Source organism: Castellaniella sp. FW104-7C03 (assembly GCF_040276085.1).
Taxonomy (GTDB): domain Bacteria; phylum Pseudomonadota; class Gammaproteobacteria; order Burkholderiales; family Burkholderiaceae_B; genus Castellaniella.
In genome coordinates this window covers 86769-103395 of record NZ_JBELOK010000003.1, presented here as the reverse complement: position 1 = coordinate 103395, position 16627 = coordinate 86769, and the positions used below count along the sequence as shown (strand labels likewise).

The following is a 16627-nucleotide window of genomic DNA, read 5'->3' as shown; positions in this document are numbered from 1 at the left end:
GGAATCAGGTTTCACGAGTGCGCCTCCTGGGTCATGGCCTGGATCTGCCGGGCGGCCTGGCGGCGCTTGGTTTGCCAGAGCATCCCCGCGCTGAGAGCCAACAGCGCCAGTGCCAGCAGCCAGTTGGCGGCAGAAAAGATGTCGAAGGGCAGGCCGGCAAGCATCAGCGGCTCGGTGGGGTCAAAGGCGTTGGCGTGATGATTGCTCATCTCGATGACCAGGATCCCGCCCAGACATCCTGGCAGCAACATCAGGAACCAGTATGCGCCGCGCAGCAGCGTGGGGCCCAGGCCGTTGCGCCGGATGGTTGCCGGGATGGCTGCGAAAAGGCTCCAGATGCCCTTGGGTGCAAACAGGACGATCACCACAAATAGCAGCCCGTAGTACGACAGCCAGGCTTCGGTGTAGCGCGACAGGTTGGATTCGAGCAGCGTCACCAGCGCGGCACCCAGAACGGGGCCAAAGACAAATGAAGTGCCGCCCAGGTAGGTGGCGATCAGCACGTCGGCCGAGGTCCGCAGGCCAAAGATGTCCGAGTTTGAAATTTCGAATAGCAGGGCAAACAGGCCGCCGGCCACCCCGGCGAATGCGCCGGAAAGGCAGAACTGCATGTAGCGGATGCGAAACGGGCTGTAGCCCAGGAACACCACGCGCTCCTGGTTGTCGCGCACGGCATTGGCCAGCCGCCCCAGCGGTGTGCGGGTCAGGTAGGCCATGGCGGCAATCGCCAGGCAGGCCCAGACAAGAATCAGCCAGTACAGGTTCTCTGCGCGGCCATAGTTCAGGCCCGTGAGGGTCAGGTCGACCACACGGTCGGTTGAGATGCCTTGTTCGCCACCGAAGGCGGAGGGAAACACCATGGCGGCCACGGCGACCAGTTCTGCAATGCCCAGCGTAATCATGGCAAAAGCGATCTGGCCGCTCTTGACCGAGACCGGGCCCAGCACCAGTGCGGCAATCAGGCCGCCCAGCCCCGCGCCCAGCGGCACAAGCTCCAGGGGCAGGGGCAGGCCCCCAGATCCGATTCCATTGGTCATGTAAAGCGCGGTGAAGACACCGGCGCCAAAGTAGACGGCATGGCCAAAGGACAGGAGGCCCGTGTGCCCAAGCAGCATGTTGTAGGACATGGCAAAGCTGGCGGCCACCAGCACTTGCGCAACCATCAACACGGTGTATCGGGAGCCGAAGATGGGCGGCAAAATCAGCAGCAGCAAGACGATTGCCAGCCCGATGAGAGGAAGAGTCCGTTTCATGTCATCCGCTCCGTTTACCCAGCAGGCCGCGTGGCCGGATCGTCATCAGCACGACCATCAGAAGATAGGGCATGACCGGCGCCAGGCGTGCCGGGGAGAGTGTCCAGATCTCATGAAAGGGCCCGTCGTAGGCGGGGATGCCGCTGCTGAGCAGCACATCGGCCAGCGTAAAGTCGAACGACACCATCAGGGTTTGCAGCACACCTATCAGCAAAGAGGCCAGCAGCGCCCCCACCATGGAACCCAGGCCGCCCACCACCACGATGACAAACAGGATCACAACCATCTGGTGCGCCATGCCGGGTTCTGTGACAAGGTAGTTGCCACCCACCACGCCGGCCAGGCCCGCCAGGGCAACCCCGCCGCCAAAGAAGAACATGAACAGGCGAGGCACGTTGTGGCCCAGCGCCCACAAGACATCAGGCTGGTTGAGTGCAGCCTGGATCAGAAGGCCGATCCGGGTGCGGCGCAGGACGTAGTACAGCGCCAGGAAAACCACCACGGCAACCATGAACATGAAGCCGCGATAGGCCGAGAATGCGGTATTGCCGATCACAAAAAGCGGGAAATCCAGCGAAGCAGGGATGGTGTAGGGCACCGGCTGGCGCCCCCACACCATGCGCACGATTTCCTCAAGGAGGTAGGCAAGCCCAAACGTAAACAGCAGCTCTGCGACGTGGCCATGTTTATGCACCACGCGCAGGCCATAGCGTTCTACCAGCCCGCCCAGCACCGCCGTGAGTAGCGGCGCCACGAAAAGCGCCACCCAGAACGAGCTGTGCAGCCCGATCTGGAATGCAAAGTAGGCGCCCAGCATGTAGAAGCTGCCATGGGCGAAGTTAAGCACGCCCATGAGGCTGAAAATCAGCGTCAGCCCGCTGGCCAGCATGAACAGCAGCATGCCGTACAGCAGTCCGTTGATGATGGAGAACGCGAGAGTGTCCACCTTGGCTCCTTGAGACGATATCCGGGCGCAGCCCGATTCAGGCCGGTTGTTCCACCTTGCAGGTGGAGTCGTCCTTCAGGTCTTTAGCGAGTGTCTCGGATACGGTTTTCCAGCCGATTCCGGTGTTTTCGGAGTCGTAGCGGATGTCCTTGTCGGTGAATACCGAGACAAACAGCGGATGCATCAGCTGGTGATCGGTGGAGCGCATGAACATGTCGCCGGTGACGCCCGTGAAGCGGGCATTGGCCAGCGCCTGCGCGATGTCGGCGGGCTTTGCCGACCCGGCCTGATTGATGGCCGCGCCAAGCATCTGCATCTGCACCACGATCTGGTAGTAGTAGAGATCATCGTCGTACTTTTGCTTGAATGTGGCAATCAGTTCCTCGGCCTTTTTCGAATGCTTCTCGACGGCAATTTCCGGGTGCCAGGGCGCTGCATCATAGATGCGCCCGATACCACCCTTGCCGATGGCCGTGGGCGTACCGAAGGTGCCTGCGTACTGTGTAAAGAGCTTGGCCTTCAGGCCGGCGTCGTTGGCCGCTTTGACCAATAGTGTCAGGTCGGAGCCAAAGTTGCCCGTGATCACGGCATCGGCTCCGGAGGCCTGGATCTTGGCGATGTAGGGGGTGAAATCCTTGACCTTGCCCACCGGGTGGAATTCATCGCCCACGACTTCGATATCCGGGCGTTTGGCCGCCAGCATCTGCTTGGTGTACTTGCTGACTTCGTGCCCGTGGCCGTAGTCTTGCCCGATGATGTAGACCTTGTGGATGTCTTTGTCTGATGCGATGCGGTCGGTGAGCGCGTCTTGCTTCATCCCCGAGTGCGCTTCGAAGCGAAACGTGTAGAAGTTGCAGTGGTCGCGTGTGATGGATGGGTCTGCAGAACCGTAATTGAGATACAGCACCGGATCATCGGGATTGCGCCGGTTGTATTTCATCACGGCGTCTTCAACGGCCAGGGCAATGCCCGAGTTGGTTGCCTGCGTAACGATGCGGATGCCTTGGTCGATGGCGTCCTGCAAGGCGGTTACGGCGTCTTTGGCGTTGGCTTTGTTATCAAAGCGGATGACTTCCAGCTGTGTGCCCTTGAGCACACCGCCGTCTGCGTTGACAAGATCAGCCCCAAACTGGACGTGTTTGCCATTGACGGCACCCACGTTGGCAAATGCGCCAGAAAAAGGATCGATGTGGGCGATCCGGATGTTGTCAGCCTGGGATGCCGACCACGGCAAGAGGCTGGCGACCAGCGCGAGACTAAAAAATACGTGTTTTTTCATGATGCTCCTCCGGGTGTCTGGCGCACGGTGTGTGGCCAGGGACTGTGCTGCAGGATCCGACCTTCGCTCGTGGTCTTGTCTGAATTCTATCAAAATTTGTACGAGCGTTCAAAAACAGAAAGGCTATTAGGCCATATATTCCTGTGTAAATGTGTTAGTCATAGGGAAATTACCGATTTTTTGGCATAATAGTGCTGATACGGTAAAAATATGCCATAAAACGAGGAGCATTTATGAGACAGTCGTCCAATATTTCGGATGAGAAGGCCCAGCAGTCGTCTGTCAGCGCGGTGGTCACGGGGGCAGGTTCGGGCCTGGGATATGCCTGCTGCCAGGCGCTGCTGGCGCGCGGCTACCGGGTTACTGCAGTGGATTTGAACCTGGATGCCTGGGGCGATGGCGCAGAAAACCTGGTGTGCGAAGCAGCCGATGTGGCATCGGCTGCCGATGCCGAGCGCATCTTGCAAGAACATGCCGAGCGCTGGGGTGCGCCGGGTGTGCTGGTCAATTGCGCGGGTGTCGCGGCACCCGGCGCAACGCTTCGCCCGGATGGCCCCATGGCATTGGATGAGTTTCGGCGCGTCCTCGAAATCAATACGGTGGGCACCTTCAATTATCTGCGGGTAGCGGCGCGGCACATGCAGGGCGGGCCCGCCGACGCAGACGGACAGCGTGGCGTGATCGTCAACACCAGCTCGGTGGCTGCCTTTGATGGCATGGTGGGCCAGGCTGCCTATTCGGCTTCAAAGGGCGCGGTGGCTGCGATGACCTTGCCACTTGCCCGGGAACTGGGAAAATACGGAATCCGGGTGGTTGCGATTGCGCCCGGGGTGTTCTCGACGCCCATGGTGCACGGAATGAAGGAAAAGGCACGCGACATCGTCAGCGCCTTGCGGCCACCCTTTCCAGATCGCCTCGGGCATCCGGACGAGTTCGCCGCCATGGTTCTTTCCATCGTCGACCAACATCTGCTCAATGGTGTGGTGATCCGCCTGGATGGCGGTATTCGCCTCCCCCCACGCTAAGGAAACCATGATGATTGAATCCCGCGAGTCTTACGCGCCCCGGATCGAAGGTGGGCGCTTCGTGGTGGACCCTGCCATCAACACCGTGCGATCCGAGCTGCACTTTGGCAACCAGGTGGTTCGCTGCCTGGCTCGCCGCCCGCAGCGCTTCGACGAGCTGCTGCGCGTCGCCTCGCGCGAGACGCCGGATCGCGAGGCCCTGAAATGCCAGGATGAAAGCCTCGATTACCGAGCCTTCGGCGACTGGGCCGACCGCATTGCGCATGGCCTGGAAAACGCGGGGATCGGCGTCGGCGACCGTGTGGGCGTGTTTCTGGGTAACGGGCTGCCGTTTCTCATCGCCATGATGGGCGTGGTGCGCCGAGGCGCCATCGCGGTGCCACTGAGCGCAAAGATGAGTGCGGCTGAGCTGGCCTACGTGCTGAACCACTGCGAGGCGGCGGCGCTGATCTCGGAGACAGACCTGCAAAGCCGCATGCCGTCTGCCGACAAGATTCCATCAGTGCGCAAGCATTGGTGCGTCAACAGCCCGGAAGGCCGGCTGGGTGATCTGGGAGCGCATTTCCCTGAGGTTACGCAGCCGTTTCCGGAAACCGGCGAGGAAGACGACACCATCCTGCTGTTTTATACCTCGGGAACAACCGGGCGCCCCAAGGGGGCGTGCATCACCAACCTGAACATCGTGCATTCGGCCTTGCAGTATGCCTACGGTATCGACTTGCAAACCAAGCAAAGGGGTTTGCTGGCCATCCCCGGATCCCATATTTCGGGCTTCATGGCGCTGTTCATCAATGTCCTGAGTTCTTGCGGGTGTACGGTGATTTTGCGCCGGTACGACACCACCACCGTGCTGCGTACCTTGCTTGAGGAACACATTACCTTTACGGTTTTTGTCCCGGCCATCTACCACCTGATCCTGATGCATCCCGACTTCCGCCCAGATCAGATGGGCGAGTGGCGTACCGGCATTTACGGTGGCGGCATCATGGCACCGGCCACTGTCTCGCGCATGAGCGACCTTCTGCCGCAGTTGCAGTTGATCAACGCCTATGGCGCCACGGAAACCTCGTCGCCGGTCTCGATCATGCCGGCCTGGGCCAGCCGCGAGCGGCCTGCGTCAATCGGTTTGCTTGTCCAGTGTGGTGAAGCCCTGATCATGGATGAGGCGGGCGTGGAATTGCCCACCGGAGAAATTGGCGAGCTCTGGATCCGGGGCCCCATGGTGGTGCCCCGCTACTGGAACGACCCCGCTCAGACCGAGGCCAATTTCAAAAGTGGCTACTGGAAAACCGGGGATGTTGTCAGCATGGATGCAGAAGGCTACCTGTATATTCACGACCGAAAAAAAGACATGATCAACCGCGGCGGCTACAAGATTTTCAGCGCCGAGGTCGAGAACGCCGCCTTGTCGATCAAGGGCGTCATGGAAGCGGCGGCGGTGGCCGTGCCTGATGATGTCATGGGCGAACGCGTTTGTCTTTGCCTGCGCACCGAGCCCGGAGAGGACAACGAGCAGCACATCAGGGGTGAACTTGCCCGCCTGCTTGCGGATTACAAACAGCCGGAGTTCTATATCATTGGCACTGAACCGCTGCCGCGCAACGCCAATGGAAAAATCACGAAGGCGCCGCTGGTTGAGGCGGCACGACAATTCGTAGGACAGCGGCAGTGACCCCTAAAGACGCTTCTGCAAACATCCAGACCCATACCAGCCCAGACGAGCCGCGTCAGCGGCGCAGTCTGGTGACGCGTGCAAAGATCATCGAGGCGGCCGAGCGCCTGTTTGCCCACCGCTCGTTCACCTCGGTGTCGATGCGCGAGATCACCAGCGAGGCCAATGTCGCCCTTGCGGCGGCCCACTACCATTTTGGCAACAAGGAAGACCTCTTCAAGGCGGTTTTCCTGCAGCGTGCGCGCGAACTCAACAAAGAGCGCTTCGAGTTGCTGAACCAGGCCACCTTGGCGGCACAGGGCCGGGTAGTGCCCTTGCGGGCGGTGCTCGATGCCCTGCTGCGTCCGGGTGTGCGCTGGTCTTTCGATGCGGGTGGGCGTGGCCTGTTTGTGCAGTTTCTAGAGCGCGGACACCTGGACCGGGATTCACCGATCTACGATGTGCTGCACCATGACACCTCGCACCTGAAGCGCTTCATCCCTTATCTGCAGGCCGTCTTGCCCGAGCTCACCCTCGAGGAAATCTACTGGCGGCTGCATTTCTCGTTGGGTGCGCTGCATTACACCATCACCAGCCTGAGCCGGCTGAATTCTCTGTCCGAAGGCATCTGCCACACCGAGAGCTTCGAGGAAACCCTGGACCGCATGATCCAGTACGTCGAAGCCGGCTTTCGCCTGGCACCCTGAGGCGGCAGGTGTTGGCTTACGGTGTCGCCAAATCCTGTTCAACCGCGTAGCAGGCCACCAGACGGCCGTCCTGCATTTTCAGCGCGGGCGGTTTCTCGTGGCACATCGGCATCACGCGCGGGCAGCGGCTGCTAAACGGGCAGCCCGGCGGCGGGTTCAGCGGGCTGGGCAGCTCGCCTGTGATGCGGATGCGCTGTGCATGGCCCTCGGGGTTCAGGCGTGGTGTGGCCGACAGCAATGCCTGCGTGTAAGGGTGGCGGGCATTGCCAAAGATAGCGGCTTTGCTGCCTTGTTCCACCACCTTGCCCAGGTACATCACCATCACTTCATCGGCCAGGTGTTCCACCACCGACAAATCGTGCGAGATGAACACGTACGACAGGCCCAGCTCGGCCTGCAGGTCTTTCATCAGGTTCAGCACCTGTGCGCGCACTGACACATCCAGGGCGGATACCGCTTCGTCGGCCACCAGGATTTCCGGATCCAGCATCAGGCCGCGTGCAATCGCGATGCGCTGGCGCTGGCCGCCGGAAAACATGTGCGGATAGCGGCCGTAGTGCTCGGGGCGCAGGCCCACGCGTGCCATCATGGCCTGGCCGCGGGCACGGCGCTGGGCCGCATCCAGCGTGGTGTTGATCAGCAGGGGTTCTTCAAGGATGGCGCTGATGCGCTTGCGCGGGTTCAGCGAGGCGTAGGGGTTCTGGAAAATAATCTGGATTTTCTGGCGCCGCAGGCGGGTGAGCTCTGGGGTGGTTTGCGATACATCCTGGCCGCGATACAGCAGCTGTCCCGCCGTGGGCGGCTCGATCATGGTGAGCACACGCGCCAGCGTGGATTTGCCACAGCCCGATTCGCCCACCACGGCCAGCGTTTTGCCGGCATGCAGCGAAAAAGAAACCCCATCCAGCGCTTTTACCGAGCGCTTGGGCTTGAGAAAACCGCTCTCTACCGCGTAATGGCGCTTTAAATCGACGGCCTGCAAGACGACGTCGGTGGCGGCCGCGACCGAAGCAGTGCCCGCTGCGGTGTCTGCGGTGTCAGCCAGCGGGGAGGTGTCTGCCGTGCCGGCAGCAAGTGTGGAATCTGGGGTCATGCGGAAATCTCTTGCGACTGGCCGGCAGGCTGGCCGGTGGGCCGGCCTTCAGCGTCCAGCGGGTAATGGCATTTCACCTGGCGGTCTTCGGGGCCGGCCAGCGGTGGTTCGGCCTGGCGACAGTGCTCGGTGGCATAGGGGCAGCGCGGGCTGAGCAGGCACCCTTGCGGGCGGTCGTAGCGCCCCGGCACCACGCCGGGCAGCGACACCAGGCGGTCGCTGTCGTGGGAGAACTCGGGCAGGGCGCGCAGCAGTGCCTGCGTGTAGGGATGGCGCGGCCGCTTGAAAATCTCGCTGGCCGGGCCGGATTCGACAATCTGCCCGGCATACATCACCAAGATGCGGTGGGCGGCTTGCGCCACCAGTGCCAGATCGTGGGTGATCAGCACCAGGCCCAGGCCCTGCCGGCGTTGCAGATCCAGCAACAGATCCATGATCTGCGCCTGGATGGTCACATCCAGCGCCGTGGTGGGCTCGTCGGCAATCAGCAGGCGGGGCTTGCAGGCAATGGCCATGGCAATCATCACCCGCTGGCTCATGCCGCCCGACAACTGGTGCGGGTAAGCTTTCAGGCGCGAGGTGGGGTCGGGGATGCCCACCTGCTCCAGGAGCTCGAGCACCCGGGCCCGCAGCACCTTGCGGCTGCCGCCCTGGTGCACTTTCAGGGCCTCGGTGATTTGGTATTCCACCGTATAACAGGGATTCAGGCTGGTCATCGGATCCTGAAAGATCATCGACACCTGAGAACCCACAATGGCGCGGCGCTTGCGCTCGGGCAATGTCAGCAGATCCTGCCCCTCGAAGCGCAGGGCATCGGCCTGCACGCGGCCCGGAAAATCAATCAGGCCCATCAGCGCCAAAGAGCTGACAGACTTGCCTGAGCCGGATTCGCCCACCAGGCCGACGACTTCGCCGGCATTGACGTGATAGCTGATGCGGTCCACCGCCTTGAAGGGGGCGGCGGCATCGCCAAAATGCACCGAGAGATTGCGAACTTCCAGCATGATCAAACCTTCAGGCGCGGATCCAGCGCATCGCGCAGGCCGTCACCCATCAGATTAAAGGCCAGTACGGCCAGCAAAATAGCCAGGCCCGGAAAAGTAACCACCCACCAGGCGCTTTGTGCAAACTGCAGCACATTGGCCAGCATCGTGCCCCATTCGGGGGTGGGGGGTTGCGCACCCATGCCCAAAAACCCCAGGGCCGCCATATCCAGGATGGCATTGGAGAAGCCCAGTGAGGCCTGCACAATCAGCGGTGCCACACAATTGGGCAGGATGTTGATGAACATCTGCCGCCAGGCCCCCGCGCCCACCACACGTGACGCCACCACGTAGTCGCGCGTCATTTCGCGCAGCACCGCCGCCCGGCTTAAGCGCACATAGTGCGGTAGGGCCACAAAGCTGAGCGCCAGCGAAGCATTGACGATGGACGGCCCAAAGATAGCCACCAGCACCAGCGCCAGCAGCAGGCTGGGCAAGGCCAGCATGATGTCCACCAGACGCATGATGGTGATGTCCACCACCCCGCCCGTGTAGCCGGCCAGCACGCCCAAAAAGATGCCCAGCACCAGCGAGATGCTGACCACCAGAAAGCCCACCAGCAGCGACAGCCGCGCGCCGTGTATCAGGCGCGACAAAATATCGCGGCCGACGTCATCGGTGCCAAAAATAAACTGCCAGCTGCCCTGGGCGTGCCACACCGGGGGTTGCAGCAGGTGCTCGCGATACTGCATGGCGGGGTCGTGCGGCGCAATCAGCGGGGCGGCAATGGCCACCACCAGCATCAGCACGATGTAGCATAGCCCGATCAGCGCCCCGCGATTGCGCGAGAAGTCCTGCCAGAACGATTTAAGCGGGCCCGGGGGCGCCGGCATGGTTTGAGTGAGTTCGGTCATTTGCGCCCCTGTTGCTGGCGGATACGGGGGTCGGCCAGGCCGTACAGGATATCCACGCACATGTTCACCAGGATGATCAGGGTGGCCACGATCAGCACGCCCCCTTGCACCACCGGATAGTCGCGTTGCTGCAAGCCATTGATCAGCCAGCGGCCCACGCCCGGCCACGAGAAAATGGTTTCGGTCAGGATGGCCCCCACCATCAGCACGCCCACCTGCAGGCCAATCACGGTAATCACCGGCAGCAGTGCATTGCGCAAGGCGTGCACAATCACCACCCGCAGGCGCGACAACCCTTTGGCGCGCGCCGTGCGGATGTAGTCTTCGTTGAGCACTTCCAGCATCGACGAGCGCGTCATGCGCACAATCACTGCCAGCGGGATGGTGCCCAGCACGAAGGCCGGCAACATGATGTGGTGCAGCGCATCCCAAAAATCGCCGGGCTCGCCAAACAGCAGGGTGTCAATCAGCATGAAGCCCGTGAGTGGCTGGCTGGGGTCTAGAAACAGGGCCGCACTGACGCGTCCGGACACTGGCATCAGATCCCACTGCACCGACACCAGCATGATCAGCATCAGCCCCCACCAGAACACCGGCATCGAGTAGCCCGTGAGGGCCGCCGTGATGGAGACATGATCAAACCAGGAGCCCCGCTTGACGGCTGCCAGCACGCCCACAGGGATGCCGATGGCCAGCGCAATCGCCATGGCGATGATGCTCAGTTCGAGGGTTGCCTGAAACCGCGGCACAAATTCCGACCAGATCGGCTGGCGCGTGGTTAATGATGTGCCCAGATCACCCTGCAACACATTGGCGATGTAGTGCCAGTATTGCGTCCACATGGGTTGATCCAGCCCCAGCTGCGCCATCATGGCCGCATGCTGCTCGGGAGACAGGCCGCGCTCGCCCGCCATGATCATCACCGGGTCGCCGGGGATCATGTGGATGAACGCAAAGGTAAGCAAGGTAATGCCGATAAACGTCGGGATGGCCAGGCCGACGCGCTTGAGAATAAAAGAAAACATGGTGCAGAAAAGCCCCGCAATGGCGCCAGGCGCCGGATGATGTGACAGTGCCCCGGCAAGGTTGCCGGGGCACAGCGGGGTTTACTTATCCAGACTGACTTGGTCGAAGATGTGGCGCCCAACCGGCGACACCGTATAGCCCTTGACGTTTTTACGCAGGGGTTCAAACACTGTGGAGTGCGCGATCATCACCGCAGGGGCTTGCTCGTGCATCACCACCTGGGCCTGCTTGTAGAGTTCGACACGCTTGGCGTGATCGGACGTGGTGCGGGCCGGCTGGATGAGGTCTTCGAAGGGCTTGTAGCACCAGCGCGAGTAGTTGGAGCCATTATTGGCCGCTGCGCAGCTGAACAGCGTGGCCAGGAAGTTGTCCGGGTCTCCGTTGTCGCCCGTCCAGCCAATCAGCATGGTTTGGTGCTCGCCGCTCTTGGTGCGTTTCAGGTACTCGCCCCACTCGTAGGTAACAATCTTGGCCTTCACGCCGATCTTGGCCCAATCGGACTGGATCATCTCGGCCATGCGCCGGGCGTTGGGATTGTAGGGGCGCTGCACCGGCATGGCCCAGAGGTCGGTTTCAAAACCGTCGGGGTAGCCGGCCTCGGCCAGCAATGCCTTGGCTTTTTTGATGTCGTAGGGCCAGTCTTTTACTGCATCGTTATAGCTCCACATCGTGGGCGGCAGCAGGTTCTTGGCGGGTTGGCCAGCACCCTGGAAGACCGCTTCGATGATGGCAGGCTTGTCGATGGCCATCGACAGGGCCTGACGCACTTTGACATCGGTAAACGGTTTTTTCTGGGTATTGAAAGACAGATAACCCACGTTCAGCCCGGCTTGCTCCAGCAGCTGGACATCCTTGTTTTTACGGATGGCATCCAGATCGGCCGGATTGGGGTAAGGCATCGACTGGCACTCATTTTTTTGCAGCTTGGCATAGCGCACTGAGGCGTCGGGAGTGATGGCAAACACCAGGCGATCAACCTTGGCCTTGTCGCCCCAGTAGGCGTCAAAGGCCTTGTACAGGATGCGGGCGTCTTTTTGATAGGTAACAAACTGGAAAGGGCCTGTGCCGATGGGGGTGGTATCCACCTGGCTGGGGGTGCCCGCTTTCATCATGGCGTCGGCGTACTCGGCCGACTGGATCGAGGCAAAGTCCATGCCCAGATTGGCCAGGAAGGGGGCTTCGGGGCGGGTAAGCACAAAGCGCACGGTGTGGTCGTCTACTTTCTCGACCTTGTCGATCAGCTTGTCCATGCCCATGCCGGAAAAATACTGGTACGAGCCGTTGGACACCTTATGAAAGGGGTGGTCGGCATTTTTTTGCCGCAAAAACGAGAACAGCACGTCGTCGGCGTTGAATTCGCGGCTGGGCTTGAACAACTTGCTGCTATGAAATTTGACGCCCGTGCGCAGATGGAAAGTATAGGTTTTGCCGTCTTCGCTGATATCCCACGATTTCGCCAGGCCGGGGATGACCTCGGTGGTGCCGGCCTTGAACTCAACCAGGCGGTCGAAGATCGGGTGGGTGGCGTCGTTGGTGGTGCCGGATGTAAAGAAGGCGGCGTTGAAGCCCTCGGGAGAGCCTTCTGAGCAGTACACGTAAGTGGTGGCGGCGTGGGCAGACCCCACGGCCATGGCCAGCGACACAAGTGACAGGGCTAATGTATGTTTGGTGAGCTTCATCTGATCCTCGATTATCCTCGTGGAAATGCGTGAATTTTCGAGAACATAGCACAGAACACTGTTTCAACCGTAGTCTTGGGGCACTAAGGATTACCCCAATGAAAAATTGCGCAATTTCCTTAAAAACGGTATGTGGCGGGCCTGTGCAGCGATGGAGCCTCTGTGGGTGTTGTTGCAAAGATCCGGGGTGAGGCTGCGGGGTACGGCCCCTTTTATATTGCAGCGGCCTGGGGGCAACGTCTTGTCGGTATATTCCCGACTGGGCGATAATGTCTGTTTTACAAGATCCGATGGCCTGCCCTTGGCCGATTTCTTCGATAATGGCAGCCACATCGTCCACACAGGATTTCCACCATGGCCTCCGTCAATAAAGTCATTCTCGTCGGCAACCTGGGGCGCGACCCCGAAGTTCGCTATAGCCCTGATGGTGCCGCCATCTGTAACGTGTCCATTGCCACCACCAGCCAATGGAAAGACAAAGCCTCCGGCGAACGCCGCGAAGAAACCGAGTGGCACCGCGTGGTGTTTTACAACCGCCTGGCCGAGATCGCCGGCGAGTACCTGCGCAAGGGGCGTTCGGTGTACGTCGAAGGCCGCCTCAAGACCCGCAAGTGGCAAGACAAAGAAACCGGCGCCGATCGCTACAGCACCGACATCGTGGCCGACCAAATGCAGATGCTGGGTGGGCGCGACGGCGGCGATGCCGGCCCTGGCGCTGGCCCTGACAACGCCGGCCTCTCGCAAGCCCCGGCCCGCCGCGCGCCGCAACAACAGCGTCCTGCCGCCCCGGCGGCCAACCCGGCCAGCAACCTGGCCGATATGGATGACGATATTCCTTTTTAGCGCCTCCTTGGATACACTTGATGGTCAGACGTAAAGCGGCATCGTGACCTCTCGCTCCAGGTGAGAGGCACATGCTTTATATGGGAGTATGCCCATGCGACCATCTCTTGTGCTCAACATGAAGCGAGACGCAGTGCGTGAAGCAGTTGGCCGCTTCCGTACTGCAAACCCACGTGTCTTTGGCTCAGTCCTGCACGGCACCGATCAAGATGGCAGCGACATTGATTTGCTGGTTGACGCGCTGCCAGGGGCAACGTTGTTCGATCTTGGCGGCCTTCAATTTGAGCTGGAATCCCTTCTGGGCCACCCCGTCGATTTGCTGACGCCAGGCGATCTGCCGCAAAAGTTTCGGGCAAAGATATTGGCAGAGGCGCAGCCGGTATGAACCAGTACCGTCTTCCTGATTACCTTGATCACATAAGGCAGGCGGCGACTGATGCCTGTGGGTTTGTGCAGGGCTCGTCCAAAGAAGAATTCTTAAGAGACAAACGGACTCAGCAGGCTGTCATCATGAGTCTGGTCATTATTGGTGAGGCCGTTACGAAAGTGATGGACGGATACCCAGAGTTTGTCCAGATGCATGAGAATGTGCCGTGGCGCAATATCCGAGGGATGCGTAATCGGATTGCTCATGGGTACTTTGATATCAGTCTTGATATCGTATGGGAAACAGTCCAGACAGCTCTTCCAGAACTGCTTGAGCAGCTACCAACAGGGCGCTGAAGTTAGGAAAGGGGCACATTTCGGCTAATGGAGATAGCCGATGGGGTTTAGACAGGCCTCTTTAGCCATGCTTCGCGTGCATCCGACTCAAAAGCGCTTCACTATCGAGCGCTTGCGGGTCGCCAGATTTTCCCCCGAGGTACGTGCGCGTGCCGTACGGATGGTGCAAGAGCAGCGAGGCGAATATTGTCCATCTCAACTGGCACCAGATAGCGCAGGATGATGGATCCGGTACCGGGCAGAGCCTGATATCCGGTATTGCGGCCTTGGAGGAAGATGACAAAGAATCGCGTCTGATACAGGTGCTGGATCTAGAGGTGGTACTGGACAAGGTCAGGCCTCAAAGAAATGATCAGGAGATCAGTCTCGACGAGTTGGGCGGCAGCCTGGATCTGGCGCCCGACAGCCTGATTCTTGCAGCCGATGATTCATATGTGGCCCGGGTATTTCTGGAGTAAACGCTAAAAACCTTGAAGGTTCGCTTCGTCCTTGCCAAGACAGGGCAGGAGGCATGGAACACGCTGAATGCACTGGCCACCGAAGCCAAGAGTAAGGGCCAGTCTATCCAGGAAAAGGTGGCTTTGGTTCTTACCGATCTTGAGATGCCGGAGATGGATGGCTTTACCCTTACGCGGAACATCAAGCAGGACGCGCGCTTTTCTGCCGTACCGGTTGTCGTTCATTCATCATTGTCTGGATCTGCAAGCGCGGATCATGCCCATGATCTGGGGGCCGATGGTTTCGTTGCCAAGTTTTCTGCACCGGTTTTGGTGAGCACGATTCGCGGTGTACTTGAAAGAAGCCGAACAGAAGCCTAGAGACTCTGTTATGCCGGGCGTCAACCTAGCCGATAGAGATAACGGTATTCCGTTCTAGGATATACCGGCTATAAATGCCGCTCCACATCTTGGCGTTGATGCAAGATGCGGATCACATCCAAGCGATCGGCGTACATCAGGAAATAGATGACATGCGCGCCGCATAGATGCCAACAGGGCGCTATATACTGTGTTTAAATACAGTACATGGCGCCCTGTTTTATGTCTGCAGGGCCCGCATCAATCTTGATAGGGGATGCCCATGGCCCGTGCTGGCTTGCGCCCAGAAACCATCCATCCATCCTTGTGGCGGGCGTCGCAGTTGGCGCGTGGCCAGGTGCCGGGGGTGGAGACCGGCCATCCGGATTTGTCGGCCCAGTTGCCTGGGGGCGGCTGGCCGCCTGGCAGCCTCACCGAGATCCTGCTGCCGCAGCCCGGTATTGGCGAGCTTCGTTTGTTGCAGCCGGTGCTGCGGCGCCCGATGGCGCGCGGCACGGTGGTGCTGGTGCAGCCGCCGCATATGTTGCAGCCTTTGGCGCTGTCCTGGTGGGGGGTGGATCCCGCCTGCGTGATCTGTGTGCGGGCCACCCGTCAGGCCGATGCCCTATGGGCCGCCGAGCAAGCCTTGCTGGCGGGCACGTGTCAGTTGGTGCTGCTGTGGCCGCCAACGGCCGGCGCCAGGTCAACCGGGCGGGCAAAAGGTGTGTCTGATGCCGGGCAGCACAGGCAACTGCGGCCCGATGCCCTGCGGCGCCTGCATCTGGCTGCGCAAGCCGGATCCACCTTGTTTTTCCTGTTTCGGCCGCTGCGCGATGCAGTGCAGCCATCGCCTGCTCCGCTGCGTCTGGGGCTGGCGCCTGCCCGCGATGGCGTGCAAATCCGCTTTATCAAGCGCCGGGGGCCGGTGGCTGCCGCCCCGCTATTTGTGCCGCTGTGGCCGTCGCCAGCCTTGCTGGACGCCTGCCCGGTGCCCGGCGTGTCAAACCCGGTTTTGCCGGCCGTTGCGTCTCAGTGGCGTGAAAGCCAGTCGCGCAATGCCTGGTTCATGCGGGTTTGCCAGCCTGGGCCTCCAGCCTTGAAAGCCCGGATAATGTCGGCATCGTAGCGTACGGTTATTTGCATTTTGGGCAAGGAGCTGCGTGGCCGGCCCACAGGTTTCAATTGCCTGAAGTCGGCAGCGGATAGCTCGTGGGTGTCTGGATCTGCCTGGATGCCGGCCGTGATTTGGGCATCCTCTGATGCGGTGGGCGAAATATGCCCTGGCTTAAGTTTCGGCATAATGACGAACCTCTCTAAGGTTGGCTTTACGCAAGCTGATGATTCTGCGGCAATCATCGCGATTAACGTAAACAACAACGTACAAACGTAAACTGATGTAGCCAATGGCTATCATGCGCGATTCACCGTAATCTCGGCGTGTGTCTGCGCTGGTTAATGCAGTGTCCCATTCAAAATACCGCGCCAGAGAAAGTGTGACGCCGTGTTTTTCCTGGTTAATACGGTCTTTTTTTGGATCAAAGTCGATCAGCATTATTGTAGCTACAAAAATATTGAATTCAAGTCAATCTTCGTTGGTTTGTCGCCAGACAAATATGCTGGCAGATTTGCTTCGGATCTTCTAGCTGGCATATTTTCCAGCCCCTCGCAGCCCCGCATAAAACCACACGCCTTATACGGAAAACAGCAT

The 16627-nt window shown here is 60.1% G+C and carries 19 protein-coding genes; 9 read left to right on the top strand and 10 right to left on the bottom strand.

Annotated features, from left to right (window positions below; translation table 11 throughout):
* Nucleotides 1-11: 11 nt before the first annotated feature.
* From ABS758_RS04490 to ABS758_RS04480, 3 genes are read right to left on the bottom strand one after another with little or no spacing between them, the layout of a single operon-like run.
* Complete coding sequence (locus ABS758_RS04490) at nucleotides 12-1253, bottom strand: branched-chain amino acid ABC transporter permease (protein ID WP_350380999.1); 1242 nt, start codon at nucleotides 1251-1253, stop codon at nucleotides 12-14.
* A 1-nt stretch (nucleotide 1254) separates the two neighbouring features.
* Nucleotides 1255-2199, bottom strand: coding sequence for a branched-chain amino acid ABC transporter permease (locus ABS758_RS04485; RefSeq protein ID WP_350380997.1), 945 nt, complete (start codon nucleotides 2197-2199; stop codon nucleotides 1255-1257).
* 37 nt (nucleotides 2200-2236) lie between these two features.
* On the bottom strand, nucleotides 2237-3478 hold the full coding sequence (locus ABS758_RS04480) for a branched-chain amino acid ABC transporter substrate-binding protein (RefSeq protein WP_350380995.1): 1242 nt from the start codon (nucleotides 3476-3478) through the stop codon (nucleotides 2237-2239).
* A 233-nt stretch (nucleotides 3479-3711) separates the two neighbouring features.
* On the opposite strand from ABS758_RS04480, the gene ABS758_RS04475 reads away from it, so the two are divergent.
* The 3 genes from ABS758_RS04475 to ABS758_RS04465 are packed head-to-tail and all read left to right on the top strand — an operon-like array spanning nucleotide 3712 to nucleotide 6861.
* Complete coding sequence (locus tag ABS758_RS04475) at nucleotides 3712-4503, top strand: SDR family NAD(P)-dependent oxidoreductase (protein WP_350380993.1); 792 nt, start codon at nucleotides 3712-3714, stop codon at nucleotides 4501-4503.
* Between the two features lie 7 nt (nucleotides 4504-4510).
* Nucleotides 4511-6175, top strand: coding sequence for a class I adenylate-forming enzyme family protein (locus ABS758_RS04470; RefSeq protein ID WP_350380992.1), 1665 nt, complete (start codon nucleotides 4511-4513; stop codon nucleotides 6173-6175).
* Nucleotides 6172-6861: a TetR/AcrR family transcriptional regulator gene (locus ABS758_RS04465; protein WP_350380991.1), complete on the top strand. Its 690-nt coding sequence runs from the start codon at nucleotides 6172-6174 to the stop codon at nucleotides 6859-6861. The genes ABS758_RS04470 and ABS758_RS04465 overlap by 4 nt, the downstream gene beginning before the upstream one ends.
* A 16-nt stretch (nucleotides 6862-6877) precedes the next feature.
* On the opposite strand, the gene ABS758_RS04460 is transcribed toward ABS758_RS04465, so the two are convergent.
* The 5 genes from ABS758_RS04460 to ABS758_RS04440 all read right to left on the bottom strand — a co-directional run bounded on the left by ABS758_RS04460 (nucleotide 6878) and on the right by ABS758_RS04440 (nucleotide 12556).
* Nucleotides 6878-7954: a peptide ABC transporter ATP-binding protein gene (locus ABS758_RS04460; RefSeq protein ID WP_350380990.1), complete on the bottom strand. Its 1077-nt coding sequence runs from the start codon at nucleotides 7952-7954 to the stop codon at nucleotides 6878-6880.
* Nucleotides 7951-8958 carry a dipeptide ABC transporter ATP-binding protein gene (dppD, locus tag ABS758_RS04455; protein WP_492304492.1) on the bottom strand — a complete coding sequence of 336 codons (1008 nt, stop codon included), beginning with the start codon at nucleotides 8956-8958 and terminating at the stop codon, nucleotides 7951-7953. Before dppD ends, ABS758_RS04460 begins: the two co-directional genes overlap by 4 nt.
* A gap of 2 nt (nucleotides 8959-8960) precedes the next feature.
* The gene (gene dppC / locus ABS758_RS04450; protein WP_350380986.1) at nucleotides 8961-9851 is read right to left on the bottom strand and encodes a dipeptide ABC transporter permease DppC; all 891 of its coding nucleotides are present in this window, start codon (nucleotides 9849-9851) and stop codon (nucleotides 8961-8963) included.
* Complete coding sequence (dppB, locus tag ABS758_RS04445) at nucleotides 9848-10876, bottom strand: dipeptide ABC transporter permease DppB (RefSeq protein ID WP_350380984.1); 1029 nt, start codon at nucleotides 10874-10876, stop codon at nucleotides 9848-9850. The genes dppC and dppB overlap by 4 nt, the downstream gene beginning before the upstream one ends.
* Before the next feature lie 81 nt (nucleotides 10877-10957).
* The gene (locus tag ABS758_RS04440; protein ID WP_350380982.1) at nucleotides 10958-12556 is read right to left on the bottom strand and encodes an ABC transporter substrate-binding protein; all 1599 of its coding nucleotides are present in this window, start codon (nucleotides 12554-12556) and stop codon (nucleotides 10958-10960) included.
* A 354-nt stretch (nucleotides 12557-12910) separates the two neighbouring features.
* On the opposite strand from ABS758_RS04440, the gene ssb reads away from it, so the two are divergent.
* The 6 genes from ssb to ABS758_RS04410 all read left to right on the top strand — a co-directional run bounded on the left by ssb (nucleotide 12911) and on the right by ABS758_RS04410 (nucleotide 16045).
* Nucleotides 12911-13399: a single-stranded DNA-binding protein gene (gene ssb / locus ABS758_RS04435; RefSeq protein WP_350380980.1), complete on the top strand. Its 489-nt coding sequence runs from the start codon at nucleotides 12911-12913 to the stop codon at nucleotides 13397-13399.
* A gap of 94 nt (nucleotides 13400-13493) precedes the next feature.
* The gene (locus ABS758_RS04430) at nucleotides 13494-13784 is read left to right on the top strand and encodes a nucleotidyltransferase family protein (protein ID WP_350380979.1); all 291 of its coding nucleotides are present in this window, start codon (nucleotides 13494-13496) and stop codon (nucleotides 13782-13784) included.
* A complete protein-coding gene (locus tag ABS758_RS04425) occupies nucleotides 13781-14122 on the top strand; it encodes a HepT-like ribonuclease domain-containing protein (protein ID WP_350380978.1) in 342 nt (113 codons plus the stop codon). The genes ABS758_RS04430 and ABS758_RS04425 overlap by 4 nt, the downstream gene beginning before the upstream one ends.
* A gap of 149 nt (nucleotides 14123-14271) precedes the next feature.
* Nucleotides 14272-14580 (top strand): hypothetical protein, encoded by a 309-nt coding sequence (locus tag ABS758_RS04420; protein WP_350381339.1) that lies wholly within the window; start codon nucleotides 14272-14274, stop codon nucleotides 14578-14580.
* 12 nt (nucleotides 14581-14592) lie between these two features.
* Complete coding sequence (locus ABS758_RS04415) at nucleotides 14593-14940, top strand: response regulator (RefSeq protein ID WP_350380977.1); 348 nt, start codon at nucleotides 14593-14595, stop codon at nucleotides 14938-14940.
* Between the two features lie 262 nt (nucleotides 14941-15202).
* Entirely contained in the window at nucleotides 15203-16045 is an 843-nt protein-coding gene (locus ABS758_RS04410; RefSeq protein ID WP_350380975.1) for a cell division protein, read from the top strand.
* Here the strand turns inward: ABS758_RS04410 and ABS758_RS04405 are convergent.
* Together ABS758_RS04405 and ABS758_RS04400 are read right to left on the bottom strand one after the other, a co-directional pair.
* Nucleotides 15949-16218: a BrnA antitoxin family protein gene (locus tag ABS758_RS04405; RefSeq protein WP_350380973.1), complete on the bottom strand. Its 270-nt coding sequence runs from the start codon at nucleotides 16216-16218 to the stop codon at nucleotides 15949-15951. The two genes, ABS758_RS04410 and ABS758_RS04405, sit on opposite strands and share 97 nt — an antisense overlap.
* Nucleotides 16205-16471: a BrnT family toxin gene (locus ABS758_RS04400; protein ID WP_350380972.1), complete on the bottom strand. Its 267-nt coding sequence runs from the start codon at nucleotides 16469-16471 to the stop codon at nucleotides 16205-16207. Before ABS758_RS04400 ends, ABS758_RS04405 begins: the two co-directional genes overlap by 14 nt.
* Nucleotides 16472-16627: the final 156 nt, after the last annotated feature.

Bases quoted from the DNA above. Each gene is read 5' to 3' on its own strand.
- ABS758_RS04410 (WP_350380975.1), top strand. From the start codon at position 15,203: ATGGCCCGTGCTGGCTTGCGCCCAGAAACCATCCATCCATCCTTGTGG.
- ABS758_RS04440 (WP_350380982.1), bottom strand. From the start codon at position 12,556: ATGAAGCTCACCAAACATACATTAGCCCTGTCACTTGTGTCGCTGGCC.
- ABS758_RS04405 (WP_350380973.1), bottom strand. From the start codon at position 16,218: ATGCCGAAACTTAAGCCAGGGCATATTTCGCCCACCGCATCAGAGGAT.
- ssb (WP_350380980.1), top strand. From the start codon at position 12,911: ATGGCCTCCGTCAATAAAGTCATTCTCGTCGGCAACCTGGGGCGCGAC.
- ABS758_RS04425 (WP_350380978.1), top strand. From the start codon at position 13,781: ATGAACCAGTACCGTCTTCCTGATTACCTTGATCACATAAGGCAGGCG.
- ABS758_RS04475 (WP_350380993.1), top strand. From the start codon at position 3,712: ATGAGACAGTCGTCCAATATTTCGGATGAGAAGGCCCAGCAGTCGTCT.
- dppB (WP_350380984.1), bottom strand. From the start codon at position 10,876: ATGTTTTCTTTTATTCTCAAGCGCGTCGGCCTGGCCATCCCGACGTTT.
- ABS758_RS04470 (WP_350380992.1), top strand. From the start codon at position 4,511: ATGATGATTGAATCCCGCGAGTCTTACGCGCCCCGGATCGAAGGTGGG.
- ABS758_RS04430 (WP_350380979.1), top strand. From the start codon at position 13,494: ATGCGACCATCTCTTGTGCTCAACATGAAGCGAGACGCAGTGCGTGAA.
- ABS758_RS04480 (WP_350380995.1), bottom strand. From the start codon at position 3,478: ATGAAAAAACACGTATTTTTTAGTCTCGCGCTGGTCGCCAGCCTCTTG.
- ABS758_RS04400 (WP_350380972.1), bottom strand. From the start codon at position 16,471: ATGCTGATCGACTTTGATCCAAAAAAAGACCGTATTAACCAGGAAAAA.
- dppC (WP_350380986.1), bottom strand. From the start codon at position 9,851: ATGACCGAACTCACTCAAACCATGCCGGCGCCCCCGGGCCCGCTTAAA.
- ABS758_RS04490 (WP_350380999.1), bottom strand. From the start codon at position 1,253: ATGAAACGGACTCTTCCTCTCATCGGGCTGGCAATCGTCTTGCTGCTG.
- dppD (WP_492304492.1), bottom strand. From the start codon at position 8,958: ATGCTGGAAGTTCGCAATCTCTCGGTGCATTTTGGCGATGCCGCCGCC.
- ABS758_RS04460 (WP_350380990.1), bottom strand. From the start codon at position 7,954: ATGACCCCAGATTCCACACTTGCTGCCGGCACGGCAGACACCTCCCCG.